This window comes from Dactylosporangium sp. NPDC005572 (genome assembly GCF_040605515.1).
Taxonomy (GTDB): Bacteria; Actinomycetota; Actinomycetes; order Mycobacteriales; family Micromonosporaceae; genus Dactylosporangium.
Window position 1 is genome coordinate 15,200 of record NZ_JBEXCY010000038.1, and the last position, 17,128, is coordinate 32,327.

A 17,128-nucleotide genomic window follows, 5' to 3' on the forward strand; every position below is an offset into this window, starting at 1 on the left:
CGTTCTCAGCTCCAGTTCTGCAGCGCGGCGAGGGGGAGGCAGGACGCGTCGAGCGCGGCGGCGAGCCGCTGCGCGAGCCCGAGGCGGACCGGGCCGGACTCGCAGTCGACGACGACGGTCGCGACCCCGGCGAGCATGGGCGCGACGGTGAGCGGGTCGGGCCCGCTGGTCGCCCGGCCGTCGGTGACGACGACGAGCAGCGGCCGGCGGCGGGCGTCGCGGCGCCGCTCACCCTGCAGGGTGCGGGCGGCCTGGCGCAGGCCCTCGGCGAGCGGGGTCCGCCCGCCCGTCCGCAGCTCGGCGAGGCGGAGCACGCCGACCTCGTGGCTGGCGGTCGGCTCGAGCACGGTCGTCGCGCCCCGGCCGCGGAACGTGATCAGGCCCACCTTGTCGCGGCGCTGGTACGCGTCGCGCAGCAGCGACAGCACCGCCGTCTTCACGACGCCCATCCGCTGCCGCGCCGCCATCGACCCGGAGGCGTCCACGACGAAGAGGACGAGGTTGGCCTCCCGCCCGACCTTGACGGCTTCGCGGAGGTCCTCGGTCTTCACGGTGTACCGCTGTTCGCCGCGCAGCGCCGCCGCCCGGATCGTGTCGGGAACGTGGAGGCTGGTGAGCTTGCCGCCGAGGGGCCGGCGGGACCGGACGATCCGTCCGTGCCGCGAGTACGCCGGCGACCGCCGCCCCGCGTGCGACCCGGCCTGGCGGTTGGCCTTTCCGGCGATCGAGAGCAGCTTGGGCCGGTAGGGGGCGCCGGCGAACGCGACCGCCTGGGGCGCGCCGACGGCGTCTCCGGCGGTCTGTTCCTCGTCCCAGGATCGGCCGTCATCCCGGGATTGGTCATCCCAGGATGCCTCGGTCCCGGCGGGCGGCTGGGCCGGCGGCTGCCGGTCCGGGCCCGCGCCGGTCACCGCGCCGCCGCCATCGACGTCGCTCGGCGCCTCGTCATCGACCGGCGTCTCCGTCGGGCCACTATCGGGGCCGTCGTCGCCGTCGGGGCCGCCACCGGGGTCCTCGTCCGGGTCGTCGTCCGGCTCGTCGTCCGGGTCGTCGCCGGCCTCCTGCGCCAGGACCTCTTCCAGCTTCTCCAGGTCGGTGCCCGGCGGGTCCAGGGGGTCCCGCCGGCGGCGGTGCGGCAGCGCCAGGCGCGCCGCGTCGCGGACGTCGGCCTTGGTGACGGCGTCGCGGCCCGACCAGGCGGCCAGGGCGACCGCGGTGCGCGCGACCACGATGTCGGCCCGCAGGCCGTCCACGCGGTACGCCAGGCAGATCCGCGCGATCCGGTCCAGCTCCCGGTCCGGCAGCCGGACCCCGCCGAGCCGCGCACGGGCGGCGGCGATCCGGCCGGCGAGCCGCGCGTCCTCCTCCTCGAAGCGGGTGGCGAACGATCCCGGATCGGCCTCGTACGCGAGCCGGCGGCGGACCACCTCGGCGCGGGGCGCGGCCTCCTGCGGCGCGGTGACCCCGACGACCAGCCCGAACCGGTCGACGAGCTGCGGGCGGGGCTCGCCCTCCTCGGGGTTCATGGTGCCGACGAGCAGGAACCGCGCGGCGTGCTTGACCGACACGCCGTCGCGCTCGACGTGGGCGCGGCCCATGGCGGCGGCGTCGAGGAGCAGGTCGACGAGGTGGTCGGGCAGCAGGTTGACCTCGTCGACGTACAGCACCCCGCGGTGCGCGGCGGCGAGCAGCCCCGGCTCGTAGGCCTTGACCCCGTCGGCGAGGGCCCGCTGGAGGTCGAGGGTGCCGACGACCCGGTCCTCGGTGGCCCCGACGGGCAGCTCGACGAGCCTGGCGCGGCGCGCGGCCCGGGGCGCGCCGGGGTCGTGCGGCCCATCGGGGCACTCGGCGTCGGGTGCGGCCGGGTCGCAGGCGAACCGGCACCCGCCGACCACGGCGACCTCCGGCAGCAGGCTCGCGAGCCCCCGGACGACGGTGGACTTGGCGGTACCCTTCTCGCCGCGCACGAGCACCCCGCCGATCGCCGGCGAAACGGCCGTGAGCAGCAGCGCGAGGCGCAGATCGGCCAGGCCGACGACGGCCGAGAACGGATACGGTGGGGTCACGACACATCCCTTCGGCGGGTCCTCGCCCGCCATGGCGTTGGCAACGAGCGGCCGGAGTCTCCTGACTTCCGGATCGCCGCCGCCCCCCGGCCTTCCGACCCGCGTGGATCGTGGCCCGTGCGCTGGAGGACGCCTCCCCGGTCACAGTGGCGGGACCGTCCCGGCCTCACACCGGGTTCCTCCGCATACCGCTCGCAGGCCATCGTGTCCCACACCCCCCAAACCCGTCAACGTGACCGTTCCGACCCCACCCCCGCGCCGCCCTCGCCCGGAGTTCTCGCCGCCCGCACACTGCCGCCGCCCGTCCCCCGCTCCGCTCCACCCCAACTGGCGTCGATCTTGCACTCGTGCCGCCAGTCTTGCCCCGTTTCGGGGTGATTCTCGCCCGCCACAACCGCAAGATCGACGCCAGTGAAGCCCGGAACACCACCCGCCCAGAACGGGCTCATGATCGATGGAGCCTTTTGGCTGTCATGACAGCCAGATCACGCCATGGATCATGAGGCGGTCCGCCTTGATCGGCGTTTCGGACGGCCGGGCGCGGGCGCGGGCTGGCGCGGCGCTGGCAGACACCGGCGCGGGCAGACATGGAAAGGCCCGGCGCTGGGGCCGGGCGGTGAGTGGGCGGGCGGCATGAGGGAGGAACGCCGCCCGCCGGGCTCAGCGAAAGGTGGTGCTCTATATATAGATCGAGGCGCGATGCCGTCGAGGTAGGTGGTGCGGGGACCGGAGTCCCTTCGGGTCTTGCTCGGTGCTGAACACAGCATGCGGGCCCGGTCTTGGCAGCCACTTGGCGCTCACTTGTGGGCAGGTGTCAAGCGGGCGACAGTACGCCTCAGGCCGCCGCCGCGTCCTCCAGGAGCAGGCGTTCGGCCGCGGCAGCGCTGACCTCGGGCTCCTCGATCGGGTCGTCGCGCAGGTACTCCAGGCGTCTCCTGGTCCGCGCGTCGGCGGTCACGTGCCGCACCGACAGCAGGCGGACGCCGCTCTCGCAGTCCCACAGCCCCTCGGCCAGGGCGCCGTCGCAGGCGGCCGGCTCCAGGGCCAGGCGGGCCTTCAGGTAGCTGGCGCGCTCGTAGGAGTGCGGGCTGAACCACAGGCGGCGGATCGTCGGCAGCGCCGCGTGGGCCGGGTCGCCGCCGATGCGGACCAGGCCGGCGAGCAGGCGGTCGTAGCCGCAGAGGTCGTCCGGGCGGCGGTCGAGCCAGCCCAGGCCGGCGAGCAGGGCGGGGGCGTCGGACTCGTCGCCGTGGTCGGCGAGGACGGTGAGGCCGCGCCAGTACCGCTCGGAGTCCGCCTCGGCCACCCAGCGGCGCGCGGCGGGCACGGCATCGGGACCGGCGGGCTCGCAGGGGTCGTGCGGGAGGGTCACGGACGGTAGGGCCATCGGCAGCTCGAGGCAGCCGGTCCAGTCGCGCCACGGCAGGGCGCCGGGCAGGAACGCGTCGGGGACGCCGCTCATGCGCAGCCGGTCGGCGGCGACCGGGAGCAGGTCGTCCCACCAGTTCGCGGGCCAGTCGCGGGCGATCGACTGCAGGACGTCGATCCAGTGCGGGCCGATGCCGACGTACCGGCGGAGGCACTCGATGGCCTCGTCGGCGCCGGACCGGCCGAGGGCCGTGAGGACGGCCAGCACGTGGTCGACGTCCTCGTCGGCGGTGTACAGCTCGGCGACGAGCGGGCCCACCGGCAGGGCCAGGTCGCGGACGAGCCGGGCGAGGTACACGCCGCGCTCGTCGAACGGAGCGAACCAGCGGTGGTCGCGGCGGACGCAGGCGTACACCAGGTCGGGGGCCGCGGGGTCGAACCTGGCCCGGAACGCGCCCCGGCCGAGGCCGCGTTGCAGCGCTCCGGCTCGGGTACGGGTCGGCAGGTAGTGCCAGTCGTCGACGCTCATGGGATTGCAGTCTCCGTCACCGCGGCGCTCGCACGCCGCTCATTTCCGACGTAAAAGGCCTTGACAAAGCCGCCACAAAGCGCGGCGGCGCCGGTCGGCGTGAGCCGACCGGCGCCGTGAGCGCATCGCCACAACACCCGAGTGCGGGTGATCAGGCGCTGGAGTCCGAGATGTCGTTGTCGTTGAGGAAGCCGGCGCTGGTGAGGAAGTTCTCGAAGCGCTCGGTCAGCCCGTGCAGCTCCGTGCCCGCGCCGCCGATCGCCGCGGCACCGTGCACCTGGCCCAGGCTCTCCGTGCCCTCCGCCGCGCCGAAGCCCGAGTCGCCGCCCTCGGAGCCGTAGGCGCCGTAGGTGCTCTCCGACTCGTACTCGGTGTGCTCGTAGCGGGTGTACTCGGTGACCTCGTAGTGGTTACCGGCCGCGTCGGTGTACTCGATGTGCTTGATGTTCTCGAATTCCTCGTGCTCGAAGCTCTCGTGCTCCTGCGCGAGGATGCCGTACTGCGACTGGTAGTCCTGCTCGCCGCCGGACTCGACGTGGGCCTCGGCCAGGCCCGCGCTGCTCTCGGCGTGCTCGATCTCGCCGTACTCGCTCATGGGGGTGGTTCCTCTCGGGTGTGTCATGTTGGGGTGGTGCGCTGTTGCAACTAAAGGTACGGGTGCCCGGACCCCCCAAAATCCCGGAAACGTGCCAGCCCGCTATCCCCCGTTAGTACGCAATGACCGGTGCCGCTGTGTGACTGGTGGGGACGGTGTGCGTGACGCAGTCCGCGCCGTCCAGCCAGTGCAGCAGGAACGCGGCCGGCTCGGCGACGAAGCCGACCGGGCGGCCCGCGCGCATGCCGAGCTCGACCTGACGGTAGGTGCTGGGCGCCACCGTCAGCGTGGTCCCGGCGAAGCCGGCGGTCACCGGGCGGTGCAGGTGCCCGGCGAGGACCCGCGTGACCTGCGGGTGCCGCGCCACCACGGCGGCCAGCCGCGGGCCGTCGACCAGGCGGATCTCGTCCATGCCGGGGATGCCGACCCGGATCGGCGGGTGGTGCAGGGCGACGAACACGGGCGTGCCGGCCCGCTCGGCGAGCACGCCGTCGAGCCAGGCGAGCTGCTCGTCGCCGAGCCGGCCGCCGTCGGCCAGGCCGGGGTCGAGGGAGTCGAGGGCCACGACCGAGAAGCCCGGGTGGTCGGCGGCGTAGGTCGTGGTCGTCAGCCGCAGCGTCCTGAGCAGCGGCTCCCGGGCGTCGTGGTTGCCGGTGACGAGGTGCACGGGCAGCGGGAAGCCGTCGAGGAGCCGCCGGAGCACCGCGTACTCCTCAAGCCGGCCGCGGTCGGCGAGGTCGCCGGTGATCACGACGCAGTCGGGCCGCGGTTCGAGGGCGAGCACCCTGGTCAGGGCCGCGTACAGGCCCTCCGCAGGGGCCGCGGAGAGCGGGCCGGTCGTAATGTGGGGATCGCTGAGGTGCGCGATGAGCGGCATGCGCTCATCGTCCCAAACCGGCCTCCCGGGCCCGGACGATCGCCTCGGCCCGGTCGGCGACCTGCAGCTTGGCGAAGACGTTGGACACGTTGTTGCGGACGGTCTTCTGCGACAGGAACAGCGCCTGGGCGATCTGGGCGTTGGAGCGGCCGGCCGCCAGCAGGTCGAGGATCTCCCGCTCGCGGGCGGTGAGCTCGGGGAACGCGGTGGTCGCCGACGGCGGGCCGGCGGCGAAGAACTCGGCGATGCGCCGGGCGAGGGTGGCGCCGAACACGGCGCCGCCGGAGGCGACGGTGTTGATCGCCCGGACGATCTCCTCCTGCTCGGCGCCCTTCACCAGGTAGCCGCGGGCGCCGGCCCGCACGGCGGCGAAGACCGTGCCGTCGTCCTCGGACATCGTGAGGACCACCACACCGACCGACGGCGCCTCGGCGGCGATCCGGCGGGTCGCCTCGATCCCGTTGAGCCCCGGCATCTGCACGTCCATGACCACGACGTCGGGCAACTGCTCGACGGCGACCCCGACCGCCTCGACGCCGGTGGCGGCGGTGCCGACGACCTGGATCCCGTCGACCGAGCCGAGCAGCATCGCCAGGCCGTCGCGGAAGATCGGGTGGTCATCCGCCACGACCACGCGCACCGGCTCCTCAGCCACCCTGCACCTCCATTGACTGATCTTGGTCGGGGCCTATCGGCTCGGAACCCGGTCCAGGGGTGCCGAGCTTAGCGGCAGGTACGCCCGAACGACCGTGCCACCCGTCGCCGGGCACTCGATCTCGCACCGGCCGCCGAGCTCGGCGGCCCGCTCGCGCAGCGAGACCAGCCCGACCCCGGACGGGGTGCCGGGCGCGATGCCGGTGCCGTCGTCGGCGACCTCGACAAGGAGCGTGCGGCCGTCGCGACGGAACCGCACGACGCAGGTGCGGGCGGCGGCGTGCCTGGCCACGTTGGCCAGGGCCTCGGAGGCGATGCGGTAGGCCGCGACCTCGACCGCGGCCGGCAGGTCGTCGAGCTCGTCCGGGCCGGCCGGCTCGACCGTCGTGGTCAGGCCGGGGGTGCGCAGCCGCTGGGCGACCTGCCCGACCGCGCCGGCCAGCCCGACGTCGTCGAGGGCCGGCGGGCGCAGGTCGTGGACGAGCCGCCGGACGTCGGCGAGGGCGGTGGCGACGTCGTCGCGGGCCTGCCGGAGCATCGCGTCGGCGTTCGCCGTGCCGTCCTTGCCGCGCAGCAGGTTGCGGGCGGTGTCGATGCGCAGGGCCACGCCGCCGAGCGCCGGGCCGAGGCCGTCGTGCAGGTCGCGGCGGACCCGGCGGCGCTCCTCCTCGCGGGCGCCGACCAGCCGCTCGCGGCTGCGCTGGAGCTCGGCGGCGAGGTCGCTGGCCCGGGCGGCGGCGGCCGCCTGCCGCACGACGTCGGCGAGGAGCCGCTCGTCGCGCGGGGACAGCGCGGTGCGCGGGTCGCCGGCGGCGAGGATGAGGCGGCCGACGGTCTCGTCGCGGTACGTGATGGGCAGGGTCTGCGTCGCGGGCGGCGCGATGCCGTGCTCCGCGAGGAGGGTGCCTCCGGTCCGGTGTACCTCGACGGCCACGTAGGGCGAGTTGAACGCCTCGGCGACGCTCCGCGCGACGGCCAGCAGCTGGTCCTCCGGGCTGTCGGTGCGCTCGAGCTGCTCGGCGAGGCCGGAGACGACGCGGTACGGGTCGTGCCGCTGGCCGAGCACCACGCGCTGCACGAGCCGCCAGAGGCGGTTGCGCAGCGGGCCGTAGACGAGCAGGACCACGAGCAGGCCGACGAACCGGGCCGCGCCCGCGCTCTGCCCGTCGGCGCCCGGCAGCAGCGCGACGAGGGCGAGGACGCCGGCGTCGACGACCACGACGACGGTGGCGAGGGCGCCGTACAGCACGGTCCCGCCGAGCAGCCGGTCGATGTCGAACAGCTTGGGCTTCAGCACGCCGACCGCGATCGCGAAGCCGGTGACGCCGACCGCGACGAACAGGGCGGCGCCGGTGACGGACTGCGGCAGGGCGGCGGAGGAGAGCATGACGAGCACGTCGACCACGCCCGCCCACACCAGCCAGCGCATGCGCGTGCGCTCCAGGCCGGTCGCCAGGCGGTACCGCCGGATCACGATCGCGAACGGGATGAGCATGCTCAGCGGGAGCATGGCGTAGCCGACCCGCAACAGGACCGTCCAGACCTGGTCGGGCAGCGGTACCGCGAGGAGATCGATCTGGATGTGGGCGACCGAGCGCGGCATCGGGTCGCCCAGGGAGTCCGCGATCCGGGTGGGCGCGAACAGGATCGTCACCGGCATGATCGCGGTCGCGCCGAGGCTGCCGATCGCCGCCCAGCGCCACCGGCCCGACGGCAGCCGGCCGTCGGGGTAGAACACGAGCAGCAGCGGCAGCGAGAACAGCAGGCTCGCGCCGAGGCGCAGGTAGGCCCAGAGCGCGAGCTCGGTGCCGGGCAGCACATGGTCCTGGGTGATGGAGTACGCCACCCACGACGACGCGGTGCCGTCGACCGCCCAGTGCAGGCCGGTGACGCACAGGATCCAGGCGACCGCGTTGCGGGGCACGCGGCGCACGAGGAGCCCGCCGGGGATCGCGAGCGCGAGCCCGGTGGCGCCGGAGATCCAGCCCGCCTCCAGGCCGTCGGCGGCCCGGTTGGCGGCGCCGATCGCCAGGTCGAGCGCGGCCGCGGCGACCGTCGAGGCGACCGTGAGGGCCACGAGCAGGCCGGCGACCAGCGACGACACGGTGAGGCGGGGCATGCGCCCATGGTGCCAGTCACCGGGTCCCGGACCACAGAGGACCGGTGTCCCGGGCGACCCGGGACAGGCCCGGGGACAGCGGGCGGGGCGCGCGGCCCTGCCGCCCGGGTCGCGGCGGGCCGCAAGCTCTACGGCATACCCGGACAGCACCGCGCTGGACGTTCACATAAAGGAAGAACCCACTGCCATGACGATCCGCACCGAACCGATCCCGGCCCGCACCGACCTGGGCCCCGCCACCGCCACCCCCGGCATCTCCGCCCGCGCCACCCGCATCGCCGGGGCGATCCTCACCGCCGGCTCGCTGTCCTGGGCCGGGGCGATCTTCACCGTCGGCAACAACCCCGACGACTCGCTCGGCATGACCATCCAGGACCTCACCGGCGGCCTGTTCCAGCTCGGCATCTTCGCGCTGCTGGCGGTGCAGCTGCGCACCCGGGCCACCGGCGTCTCGAAGGCGGCCCGGGTCGCCCTCTACGTCGAGCACGTGATCCTGGCCATCGCCACGATCTGGAGCTTCGCGCACGCCGTCCCCGCCCTGCGCGACGCCGCCTGGCTGGTGCCGATGGACATCTGCTGGCCGCTGTCGATGTTCGGCATGTTCCTCATCGGCGTGAAGCTGTTCTTCAGCAAGCGCTGGAAGGGCCTGGCGCGGGTCTGGCCGTTCATCGCGGAGACCTGGTTCATCTGCACCGTGCCGGCGTTCGTCATCCTCGGCGAGAGCCGGGTCGTGGACTTCATCGGCGGCACGCACCTGGTCATCGGCTACGCGACGCTCGGCGCCATCCTGGCCCTGAAGCCGCGCCTGACGGGTGCCCGCTGATGTGGGCCGGCCCCAGCGCATGAGCCTTCGGCGCCGCCTTCACCCGAAGGCGGCGCCGGTCGCGTCCAGGGCCTCGCGGGTCACGTCGCCGAGCGGGGTGCCCGGCGGGCGGTCGAGCCACTCGGCGATCGCGACCCGCATCGCGACGAGGAACGCGGCGGCCATGAGCCGGGCCCGCATCCGGTCGCCGAGGCCCCGCGCGCACAGCTCGGCGGTGAGGTCGTCCTCCAGCGCGCTGTAGGTGGCGACCTGCTGCGCGGCGAGCGCCGGGTGCCGGCGCACCAACCGGACCTGCGTCACCCACTCCTGGTCGCGCGGGCCGAGCCGGCAGTGCGTCTCCACGCCGGCCGCGGTGAGCGCGGCCCACGGCCGCTCGTCCGCCGGGCGCTCCCGGACCGCGTCGACGAGCAGGCGCATCCGCAGGTGGTCGCCGTAGAGGAAGGCCTCCTCCTTGCTGGCGAAGTAGTTGGAGAACGTGCGCCGGGAGACCTCGGCGGCGTCGGCGATCGCCTCGACCGTGACCCGCTCCAGGCCGTGCTCGACCGACAGTGCCACCGCGGCCTCGTGCAGGGCCTGGCGGGTGGCGGACTTCTTGCGTTCCCGCAGGCCGGCGCTCACGGCGCACATGTTACCTAGTTCTCATCGAGCAAACTTGCGCAATGGGCAAGTTTTTTGGATGCTTGTATCAGGCAAGTATCTGGAGGACCCCCATGGACACCGTCACCCTGCTGCGGGACGAGGTGCGCGAGCTGATGAAGGTCGTGCGCCTGCTCAAGCAGCAGCACCAGCACCGCAGCGGCCTGGTCGCCCCGGGGATGGCGGGCATGCTGGCGGCCATCGACCGGCTCGCCGGCGGCTGCCACCTCAAGGAGCTCGCCCAGGTCTGCGCGCTGGACCAGTCGACCACCAGCCGGGCGGTCAGCTCGTTCGTGCAGGACGGGCTCGTGCGCCGGGTCGCCGACCCGCACGACGGGCGGGCCAGCTTCCTGGAGCTCACCGACGCCGGCCGGCAGGCGCTGCGCGAGGCCGACGAGTGGTACCGCTCGCTGTTCGCCGCGGCGCTGGGCGACTGGTCGCCCACCGACGTCGACGCCCTCCGCGGCCTGCTGCGCCGCTTCACCGAGGCCCTGGCCGCATCCGTTCAACCGGCCACCGTGCCGGCTCAAGCACCTCTCGTTCCGGAGGCAACCCGATGACCCAGACCGTCGACGGTCGCGCAGCCGCGGCCGCCACCGAGGAGCCGATGACCCATCGGCAGATCCTCGAGGCGCTCAGCGGCCTGCTGCTCGTGCTCTTCGTCGCGCTGGTGAGCTCCACCATCGTCTCGACCGCGCTGCCGAAGATCATCGGCGCGCTCAACGGCACCCAGAGCCAGTACACCTGGGTGGTCACCGCCACCCTGCTCACCGCGACCGCCTCGACGCCGATCTGGGGCAAGCTCGCCGACCTCTACAACAAGAAGCTGCTCGTCCAGGTCTCGATCGTCATCTTCGTGATCGGCTCGATGCTGAGCGGCCTGTCGCAGAACGCCGGCGAGCTCATCGCCGCCCGGGCCTTCCAGGGCATCGGCGTCGGCGGCCTGCAGGCGCTGGTCCAGGTCGTGATCGCGGCCATGATCCCGCCGCGGGAGCGCGGGCGGTACAACGGATATCTCGGCGGCGTCATGGCGGTCGCGACCGTCGGCGGCCCGCTGCTCGGCGGCCTCATCGTCGACACGTCGTGGCTCGGCTGGCGCTGGTGCTTCTTCGTCGGCGTCCCGGTCGCGGTCATCGCGCTGATCGTGCTGCAGAAGACCCTGCACGTCGCCACGCTCCGCCGGGACAACGTGAAGATCGACTACCTGGGCGCCGCGCTCATCGCCGCCGGCGTCAGCGTGCTGCTCATCTGGGTCTCGTTCGTCGACGGCTCGTTCGCCTGGCTGTCCTGGCAGACCGCGGTCATGGTCGGCGCCGGCGTGGTGCTGCTCGCACTGGCCGTGTGGGTCGAGAAGCGGGCCGCCGAGCCGGTGGTGCCGCTGCCGATCCTCGCCGAGCGCACCACGGCACTGTCGATCGTGGCGAGCCTCGCGGTCGGCATGGCGATGTTCGGCGGCGCGGTGTTCCTCGGCCAGTACTTCCAGATCGGCCGCGGCTACACGCCCACGGAGGCGGGGCTGCTCACCATCCCGCTCATGGCGGGCGTGCTGATCTCGTCGATCGTCGTCGGGCGGCTCATCACCAGCAGCGGGCGGATCAAGCCGTACATCGTGTTCGGCACGATCGTGCTCGTCGCCGGCTTCGGCGTGCTGTCGACGATCGACCACGCGACGTCGCTGTACTTCGTGGGCTTCGGCATGCTGCTGGTCGGCATCGGCGTCGGCTCGTCGATGCAGAACCTGGTGCTCGCGGTGCAGAACACGGTACAGCTGAAGGACATCGGCGCGGCCAGCTCGACGGTGGCGTTCTTCCGCTCGCTGGGCGGCACGATCGGCGTGTCGGTCCTCGGCGCGGTCCTGGCCCGCAGGGTCACCGACAACATCACGCACGCCCTCGCCGACGCCGGTCTGCCGGCGTCCGCGAGCGGCGGCGAGACGAGCAACCTGAACCTCAACGCCCTGCCCGAGGCGATGCAGCACATCGTCCGCGCCGCGTACGGCGACGCGACCGGCCACATCTTCCTGATCTCGGCCGGCATCGCGGTGGTCGGCGTGATCGCGGCCCTGCTCATGCGCCCGACGGCCCTGCGCACCACGCTGGACCTGAAGGTCGACGAGAAGGTCGGCGAGCCGAAGTAGACGTTCCCGGTCGGGAACACGGGCGGGGCAGCCACCCCCTGGGCTGCCCCGCCCTTCCTTTTGTCCGATCCTCGCCCGTTCGGGTGACGGCGGTTCGTGCCGCGTCACCGTCCCGGGCGGGTCTCGTTACCGGGTCAGCTAGGCATCCCCTGACCCGGCGAGCGGACGGACCCACCATGACTTCGGGAGTCGGAGGCGCACACAGGTCGCGCCGGCGATGGCTGATGGCGTCCGCCCCGGTCACCCTCGCCGCCGCCGGGGCCGTCCTGCTCGGCGGACCGTTCGCCGGGCTCGGCGCCGCCACCGCCGTCGTGCTCGCCGCCGTCGCCGCCGCGCTGCACGGCTGCTGGATGTTCCGGCTGGCCGCCGAGGCGCGCCGGGACGGGTGGCCGGGCCGGGTCACCGGCGGGATCGTGGCGCTCGGGGTGGGGCTGATCGGGGCCGCGGGCTGCGCGACCGCGCCGTACGCGAGCACCACCGCCGCGGTGGCGGTGCTCGCGTACGCCGGGCCGGCGGCCGGCGCCGCCCTCGTCGGTGGCCTGCTCCTGCTGCCCGGCGTCACCGGCGGCGGCGTCGGCGGCGCCGCACTGCGGGGGCTCGACGGCGTCTGCGTGGCGCTGTGGAAGTACCTCACCCTCCTCGTGCTCGTCCTGGAGCTCGACGGCGAGCCGAGCGCCGCCGTCTTCGTCACCTGCCTGCTGGCCGTCGTCGGCGTCACGGTCGCGGTGGTGAGCGGTGTGCGCGCGCCCCACCCGCGGTGGGCCGCCGTCACCGCGGCCGGCGGCGTGGCGCTGCTCATGCTCGGCCTCGCCGTGCTGGCGCTGCTACCGGCGCGCCGCGACACGTGGCTGCTCGCCGCGGGCGGCCTGCTCGTGGCCGGGTCGGTGCTCCTGTGGGCCGGCGCGTGCCGGTCCCTGTCCACCGCCCGCCGGGAGACCGCGCCGGCGGTGGCCGACGGGACGCTCATCGGCGACCCGCTGCTCGTCGCGCCCGTGCTCGCCGGGGGCGCGGCGGTGCTGTACGCGCTCTTCAGCCGGGGCCGGATCGGCACGGAGGCGATGGTGATCGGCGCCGTCGCCGTGCTCGCGGTGGTGCTCCGGGAGATGCTGGAGGCGGCCACGGTACACCGGTTCAGCGAGGGGCACGAGCCGGAGACCAGCCCGCAGCGCACCACCCACAGCGGCCTCGCCCTGGTCGGCGGCGGCCCCGGGGAGACCGTGCGCCGGGCCGGGCGGTCCGGCCGCATCGAGTGGCACGACGAGGCGGCCTACGTCCGGCGGGCCGTGCTGGAGCAGCACCTCCCGCAGGCCGCCGGGCGCGGGGAGCTCGACCTGGCCTTCCACCCCGTCTACGACCTCGTCGAGGGCCATCCGGTCGGGGTGGAGGCGCTGCTGCGCTGGCGGCACCCGCGGCTCGGCACGATCCCGCCCCGGGAGACGCTCGGCATCGCGCGGGAGTTGGGCGTGACGGCGGCCGTGCACGAGTGGGTGCTGCACCGGGCGTGCCGTCAGCTGTCGCTCTGGCAGCAGGAGGGGTACCGCCTGTGGATGAGCGTCAACGTGGGCTGCGACGACTTCGTGGCCCCCGGCTTCGCCGAGCGGCTGAGCCTGGCCCTGGACAGTCGCCAGGTCGAGCCGGCCGACCTCGTCGTCGAGCTCGCCGAGCGCGAGCTCGGCACCGACCCGGGCCGCCTGGCCGAGCCGCTGGCCACGGTGCGGGCGATCGGGGTGCGCACCGCGCTGGACGGCTTCGGCACCGGGGCCACGACCTCGGGCGACCTGCGCCGGCTCCCCGCCGACCTGCTCAAGGTCGACCGCTCCCTGTTCACGGTACCGGCGGGCAGCGGCGGCGGAATCGCGCCGATCATCGACGTCGTCGCGCAGCTGGGGCAGCGGCTCGACGTGACCGTGGTCGCCCACGGCCTGGAGGCGGAGGAGCACGTGCACCTGGTCCGCGCGGCCGGCTGCCGGCTCGGACAGGGCCACTACTACGGCACGCCCGCACCGGCGGAGCGGGTCGAGGCGGCGCTGGTCCGCCGGCGGACCTGGTGACCCTTGGGTGCGACGATCACCCGGCCGGTCCGGTCGGGGTCGCCCCTGCCGAATCTGCTCTCGGTCGTTGCGCTTACGCCCGCAGCGGAACGGGGCCCGGGCGGGCTGTGGGCGGCGGTGGGTTCGCCTATGTTCGGTGGCATGGCGCGTCTCCGCTACCACCCCGACCGGCGCCCCGACGACGACCCGCTGCCGCCGTTCCCCCAGCCGGCCGCCCACGCGCCGTGGCTCGACGAGCAGCTCTTCGGCCGCCGCATGCTGTTCGTGCGCGACCTGGAGCCCGACACGGCCGCCCGCGCCGCGGCGACCCTGCTGGCCCTCGACGCGATGTCGGCCGACCCGATCACCCTGCACATGAGTGCCGACCAGGGCGCCCTGGCCGCCGCCTGGACCCTGGTCGACGCCCTCGACGCCGTCAACGCCCCGGTGCACGCCACGGCGATCGGCCAGGTCGGCGCGGCCGCCCTGGGCGTCTTCTGCGCGGCCACGAAGCGCGCGGCGTTCCCGCACGCCCGGTTCCGCCTGGCCGAGCCGAAGGTCACCAGCCCCGGCGGCACGGCCGACCAGGTGGTGGCCGAGGCCGGCCGCTACCTGCGCGACCTGGAGGACCTGGTGTTACGCATCGCGGGCGCGACGGGCCGCCCGCGCTCCCGGGTGGAGGACGACCTCCAGTCCGGCACGATCCTGTCCGCGGAGGACGCCCTGGCGTACGGCCTGATCACCGAGATCGTCACCCGCTAGCCGGCGGGCCGGGGGCGCGGCGTCAGCGGCTGAACTCGGCGCGCCACCGTGCGGCGCCGTCGAGGTCGTGCCGCTCGATCCGCCGCGCGACCAGCCCGCCACCGGCGAAGGACTCGACATCGGCCCGGGTGAGCGGCCACGGCGGCCCAGGCTCGCCCTCCGAGCCGCCGGCGGCGCCCGGGACGGCTGGGTCTGCGACCGCAGCGGCCGGGTCCGCGACCGCAGCGGCCGAATCCGCGACTGCGGCCGCCGGATCAGCGAGCGCGGCCGCCGAATCCGCGACCGCGGCGGCTGGGTCCGCGAGCGCGGCGGCTGGGTCCGCGAGCGCGGCGATGACCAGCAGCGTGCCGCCCGGGGCGACCAAGGACCGCACCGCGGCGACCGCCCGCTCCCGCAGCGCCCGGGGCAGCGCCTGGACGGTCATGCTCTCCAGCACCAGGTCGAACCCGCCCGCGAAGCCCTCCGGCAGCGCGAACAGGTCGGCCACCACGTACTCGACAGGCGAGTCCGGGAACCGCTCGCGCGCCGTCCGCACCGCCGAGGGCGACACGTCGAACGCGGTCGTCGTCCAGCCGAGGCCGGCCAGGAACTCCGCGTCCGCCCCCAGACCGCAGCCGACCACGACGGCCCGGCCCCGGCTCGCCACTCCCCCGCCGCCCGCCACCGCCGCTTGGCCGCCGCCCGCCTCAGCCACTCCCCCGCCGCCCGCTTCGGCCGCCACCGCCGCTTGCCCGCCGCGCGCCTCAGCCACTCCCCCGCCGCCCGCCACCGCCGCTTGCCCGGCGCCCGCCTCAGCCACTCCCCCGCCGCCCGCTTCGGCCGCTTGCTCGGCGCGAGGCAGCAGGCCGCGCTCGGCGGCCCAGGAGGCCAGGAGGCGGTGTGGGCCGCCGCGGTCCCAGGGGATGGCGGTCACGCCCTCGCCGGCGGCGACGTACAGGGTGTCCCACCAGCCGACCGCGTCGTCCCGGGCCAGGGACTCGGCGGCCAGGCCGCGGATGTACTCGACAGCGTCCACCGCACCGACCCTACTTGCGCATGCGGGTCTCCCGCCCCCGGTCCGGGTGCCAGCTCTCCACGACCAGGTGGTCGGCCGACGGGGCCACGTAGGTGAGCACGACCTCCGTGACGTCGACGCGGAAGCGGTGCGAGCCGTCCTCCGGCGCCGGCTCCACCGCGACCTCGTGGGCCGTGCCGGCCACCTTGGCGTCGCCCGGCCAGGTCGCGGGGGCGTCGTCGTCGGGGTCGACGCTCGGGCTGTGCAGCGCCACGCGCGGGTCGCGGCGCAGGTCGCGGGCCTTCAGGGAGCCGGCCATGCTGCCCAGGACCATCCCGTCCGCGCCGAACTCCACCTCGGTGCCGCTGATGCGCGGCGACCCGTCCCGCCGCAGGGTCGCCATCGTGCTGTGCCGGGCGGCCTTGAACCGGGCCTCCACCCGCGCCGCCAGGTCAGGCTCGGCGGCGGCGAACTCGTTCCACCACATGCCAGCATCCTGGCACCCACCCCTGACAATTCCTGTCAGGGAAAGGGAAACAGGGAAAAGGGAACGAGGGAGGAACGATGCACCTCGCCGAGCCGCCGCTGTTCGCGGCGCTGCGCGACGCCCGCAGCGTGCTCGTCGCCGGCGCCGGCGGCGGGTTCGACGTCTACGCCGGCCTACCGCTCGCGTTCGCCCTGCAGGCGCGCGGCCAGGCGGTACACCTGGCGAATCTCTCCTTCAGCCGGCTTGAGCTGCTCGATCAGGACGCCTGGCTGGCCCCGGGGGTCGCCGAGGTGACCGCCGGCACGGAGGGGCTCGACGACTACTTCCCGGAGCGGGCGCTCGCGCAGTGGCTGCCGGGGACGGTGTACGCGTTCCCGCGGACGGGCGTCGAGCCGCTCCGCGAGGCGTACGCGGCGCTCGTCGACCACCTGCGCGTCGACGCCATCGTGCTGGTCGACGGCGGTACCGACATCCTGATGTGCGGCGACGAGGCCGGGCTGGGCACGCCCGCCGAGGACATGACCAGCCTGGCCGCCGTGGCCGGGCTGGACGGCGTGCCGACCCGGCTGGTGACCTGCCTGGGCTTCGGCATCGACGCGTACCACGGGGTCAACCACAGCCAGGTGCTCGAGAACCTGGCCGCGCTCGACCGCGACGGCGAGTACCTCGGCGCGCTGTCCATCCCGTCGCGCAGCCCCGAGGCGGTCCGCTACCGGGCCGCCGTCGAGCACGCCCAGCGGGCCACCCCGCTGCGGCCCAGCATCGTCAACGGGCAGATCGCCGCGGCGACCCGGGGCGACTTCGGCGACGTCCAGTTCACCACCCGCACGCAGGGCAGCCGGCTGTTCGTGAATCCCCTGATGGCGATCTATTTCAGCTGCACCGTCGCGGGGCTGGTGCGGCGCCACCGGTACCTCGGCCGCCTCGAACACACGCTCGGCATGCTCCAGGTCGCGCGGCGGATCGAGGAGTTCCGGGCGACGGTCACGCCGCGCACGCCGCGGGCATTCCCGCACTGACCGGCCCCGTAGTGGGATATTGGGACGGTGGA

Annotated in this window: 15 protein-coding genes and 1 riboswitch; of the genes, 6 read left to right on the forward strand and 9 right to left on the reverse strand. The window is 74.6% G+C overall.

Annotation, left to right across the window (positions count from 1 at the left end):
• Positions 1–5: 5 nt before the first annotated feature.
• From ABZS66_RS20465 to ABZS66_RS20490, 6 genes are all read right to left on the reverse strand, one after another.
• Positions 6–2,066, reverse strand: a complete 2,061-nt coding sequence (locus ABZS66_RS20465) for a VWA domain-containing protein (protein WP_354759833.1) — start codon at positions 2,064–2,066, stop codon at positions 6–8.
• A 54-nt stretch (positions 2,067–2,120) separates the two neighbouring features.
• A riboswitch (cobalamin riboswitch) is annotated at positions 2,121–2,248 on the reverse strand.
• Positions 2,249–2,901: 653 nt separating this feature from the next.
• Positions 2,902–3,963: a hypothetical protein gene (locus ABZS66_RS20470; RefSeq protein ID WP_354759835.1), complete on the reverse strand. Its 1,062-nt coding sequence runs from the start codon at positions 3,961–3,963 to the stop codon at positions 2,902–2,904.
• Positions 3,964–4,114: 151 nt separating this feature from the next.
• A complete protein-coding gene (locus ABZS66_RS20475; protein ID WP_354759837.1) occupies positions 4,115–4,558 on the reverse strand; it encodes a hypothetical protein in 444 nt (147 codons plus the stop codon).
• Positions 4,559–4,670: 112 nt separating this feature from the next.
• Positions 4,671–5,435, reverse strand: a complete 765-nt coding sequence (locus ABZS66_RS20480; protein ID WP_354759839.1) for a phosphodiesterase — start codon at positions 5,433–5,435, stop codon at positions 4,671–4,673.
• A 4-nt stretch (positions 5,436–5,439) separates the two neighbouring features.
• A complete protein-coding gene (locus tag ABZS66_RS20485; protein WP_354759841.1) occupies positions 5,440–6,090 on the reverse strand; it encodes a response regulator transcription factor in 651 nt (216 codons plus the stop codon).
• 33 nt (positions 6,091–6,123) lie between these two features.
• Positions 6,124–8,208, reverse strand: a complete 2,085-nt coding sequence (locus ABZS66_RS20490) for a sensor histidine kinase (protein WP_354759843.1) — start codon at positions 8,206–8,208, stop codon at positions 6,124–6,126.
• A gap of 187 nt (positions 8,209–8,395) precedes the next feature.
• On the opposite strand from ABZS66_RS20490, the gene ABZS66_RS20495 reads away from it, so the two are divergent.
• On the forward strand, positions 8,396–9,031 hold the full coding sequence (locus tag ABZS66_RS20495; RefSeq protein WP_354759845.1) for a hypothetical protein: 636 nt from the start codon (positions 8,396–8,398) through the stop codon (positions 9,029–9,031).
• Positions 9,032–9,070: 39 nt separating this feature from the next.
• Here the strand turns inward: ABZS66_RS20495 and ABZS66_RS20500 are convergent, their stop codons facing one another.
• Complete coding sequence (locus tag ABZS66_RS20500; protein ID WP_354759847.1) at positions 9,071–9,658, reverse strand: TetR family transcriptional regulator; 588 nt, start codon at positions 9,656–9,658, stop codon at positions 9,071–9,073.
• Between the two features lie 83 nt (positions 9,659–9,741).
• Here ABZS66_RS20500 and ABZS66_RS20505 point away from each other — a divergent pair, with 83 nt between their 5' ends.
• The 4 genes from ABZS66_RS20505 (at position 9,742) to ABZS66_RS20520 (ending at position 14,596) form a co-directional block, all read left to right on the forward strand.
• The gene (locus ABZS66_RS20505; protein WP_354759849.1) at positions 9,742–10,227 is read left to right on the forward strand and encodes a MarR family winged helix-turn-helix transcriptional regulator; all 486 of its coding nucleotides are present in this window, start codon (positions 9,742–9,744) and stop codon (positions 10,225–10,227) included.
• Positions 10,224–11,804 carry an MDR family MFS transporter gene (locus ABZS66_RS20510; RefSeq protein ID WP_354759851.1) on the forward strand — a complete coding sequence of 527 codons (1,581 nt, stop codon included), beginning with the start codon at positions 10,224–10,226 and terminating at the stop codon, positions 11,802–11,804. The genes ABZS66_RS20505 and ABZS66_RS20510 overlap by 4 nt, the downstream gene beginning before the upstream one ends.
• A gap of 224 nt (positions 11,805–12,028) precedes the next feature.
• On the forward strand, positions 12,029–13,855 hold the full coding sequence (locus ABZS66_RS20515) for an EAL domain-containing protein (protein WP_354759853.1): 1,827 nt from the start codon (positions 12,029–12,031) through the stop codon (positions 13,853–13,855).
• Positions 13,856–13,996: 141 nt separating this feature from the next.
• Entirely contained in the window at positions 13,997–14,596 is a 600-nt protein-coding gene (locus ABZS66_RS20520) for an ATP-dependent Clp protease proteolytic subunit (protein WP_354759855.1), read from the forward strand.
• A 22-nt stretch (positions 14,597–14,618) separates the two neighbouring features.
• On the opposite strand, the gene ABZS66_RS20525 is transcribed toward ABZS66_RS20520, so the two are convergent.
• Positions 14,619–15,611, reverse strand: coding sequence for a class I SAM-dependent methyltransferase (locus ABZS66_RS20525; protein ID WP_354759857.1), 993 nt, complete (start codon positions 15,609–15,611; stop codon positions 14,619–14,621).
• A 10-nt stretch (positions 15,612–15,621) separates the two neighbouring features.
• Positions 15,622–16,077, reverse strand: coding sequence for a pyridoxamine 5'-phosphate oxidase family protein (locus tag ABZS66_RS20530; protein ID WP_354759859.1), 456 nt, complete (start codon positions 16,075–16,077; stop codon positions 15,622–15,624).
• A gap of 77 nt (positions 16,078–16,154) precedes the next feature.
• Here ABZS66_RS20530 and ABZS66_RS20535 point away from each other — a divergent pair, with 77 nt between their 5' ends.
• Positions 16,155–17,096, forward strand: coding sequence for a DUF1152 domain-containing protein (locus tag ABZS66_RS20535; RefSeq protein WP_354759861.1), 942 nt, complete (start codon positions 16,155–16,157; stop codon positions 17,094–17,096).
• Positions 17,097–17,128 lie beyond the last annotated feature (32 nt).

What these genes read in the sequence shown, in the direction of transcription:
- ABZS66_RS20470 (WP_354759835.1), bottom strand. Translation starts at nt 3,963, where the DNA reads ATGAGCGTCGACGACTGGCACTACCTGCCGACCCGTACCCGAGCCGGA.
- ABZS66_RS20475 (WP_354759837.1), bottom strand. Translation starts at nt 4,558, where the DNA reads ATGAGCGAGTACGGCGAGATCGAGCACGCCGAGAGCAGCGCGGGCCTG.
- ABZS66_RS20480 (WP_354759839.1), bottom strand. Translation starts at nt 5,435, where the DNA reads ATGCCGCTCATCGCGCACCTCAGCGATCCCCACATTACGACCGGCCCG.
- ABZS66_RS20490 (WP_354759843.1), bottom strand. Translation starts at nt 8,208, where the DNA reads ATGCCCCGCCTCACCGTGTCGTCGCTGGTCGCCGGCCTGCTCGTGGCC.
- ABZS66_RS20495 (WP_354759845.1), top strand. Translation starts at nt 8,396, where the DNA reads ATGACGATCCGCACCGAACCGATCCCGGCCCGCACCGACCTGGGCCCC.
- ABZS66_RS20500 (WP_354759847.1), bottom strand. Translation starts at nt 9,658, where the DNA reads ATGTGCGCCGTGAGCGCCGGCCTGCGGGAACGCAAGAAGTCCGCCACC.
- ABZS66_RS20505 (WP_354759849.1), top strand. Translation starts at nt 9,742, where the DNA reads ATGGACACCGTCACCCTGCTGCGGGACGAGGTGCGCGAGCTGATGAAG.
- ABZS66_RS20510 (WP_354759851.1), top strand. Translation starts at nt 10,224, where the DNA reads ATGACCCAGACCGTCGACGGTCGCGCAGCCGCGGCCGCCACCGAGGAG.
- ABZS66_RS20515 (WP_354759853.1), top strand. Translation starts at nt 12,029, where the DNA reads ATGGCGTCCGCCCCGGTCACCCTCGCCGCCGCCGGGGCCGTCCTGCTC.
- ABZS66_RS20520 (WP_354759855.1), top strand. Translation starts at nt 13,997, where the DNA reads ATGGCGCGTCTCCGCTACCACCCCGACCGGCGCCCCGACGACGACCCG.
- ABZS66_RS20530 (WP_354759859.1), bottom strand. Translation starts at nt 16,077, where the DNA reads ATGTGGTGGAACGAGTTCGCCGCCGCCGAGCCTGACCTGGCGGCGCGG.
- ABZS66_RS20535 (WP_354759861.1), top strand. Translation starts at nt 16,155, where the DNA reads ATGCACCTCGCCGAGCCGCCGCTGTTCGCGGCGCTGCGCGACGCCCGC.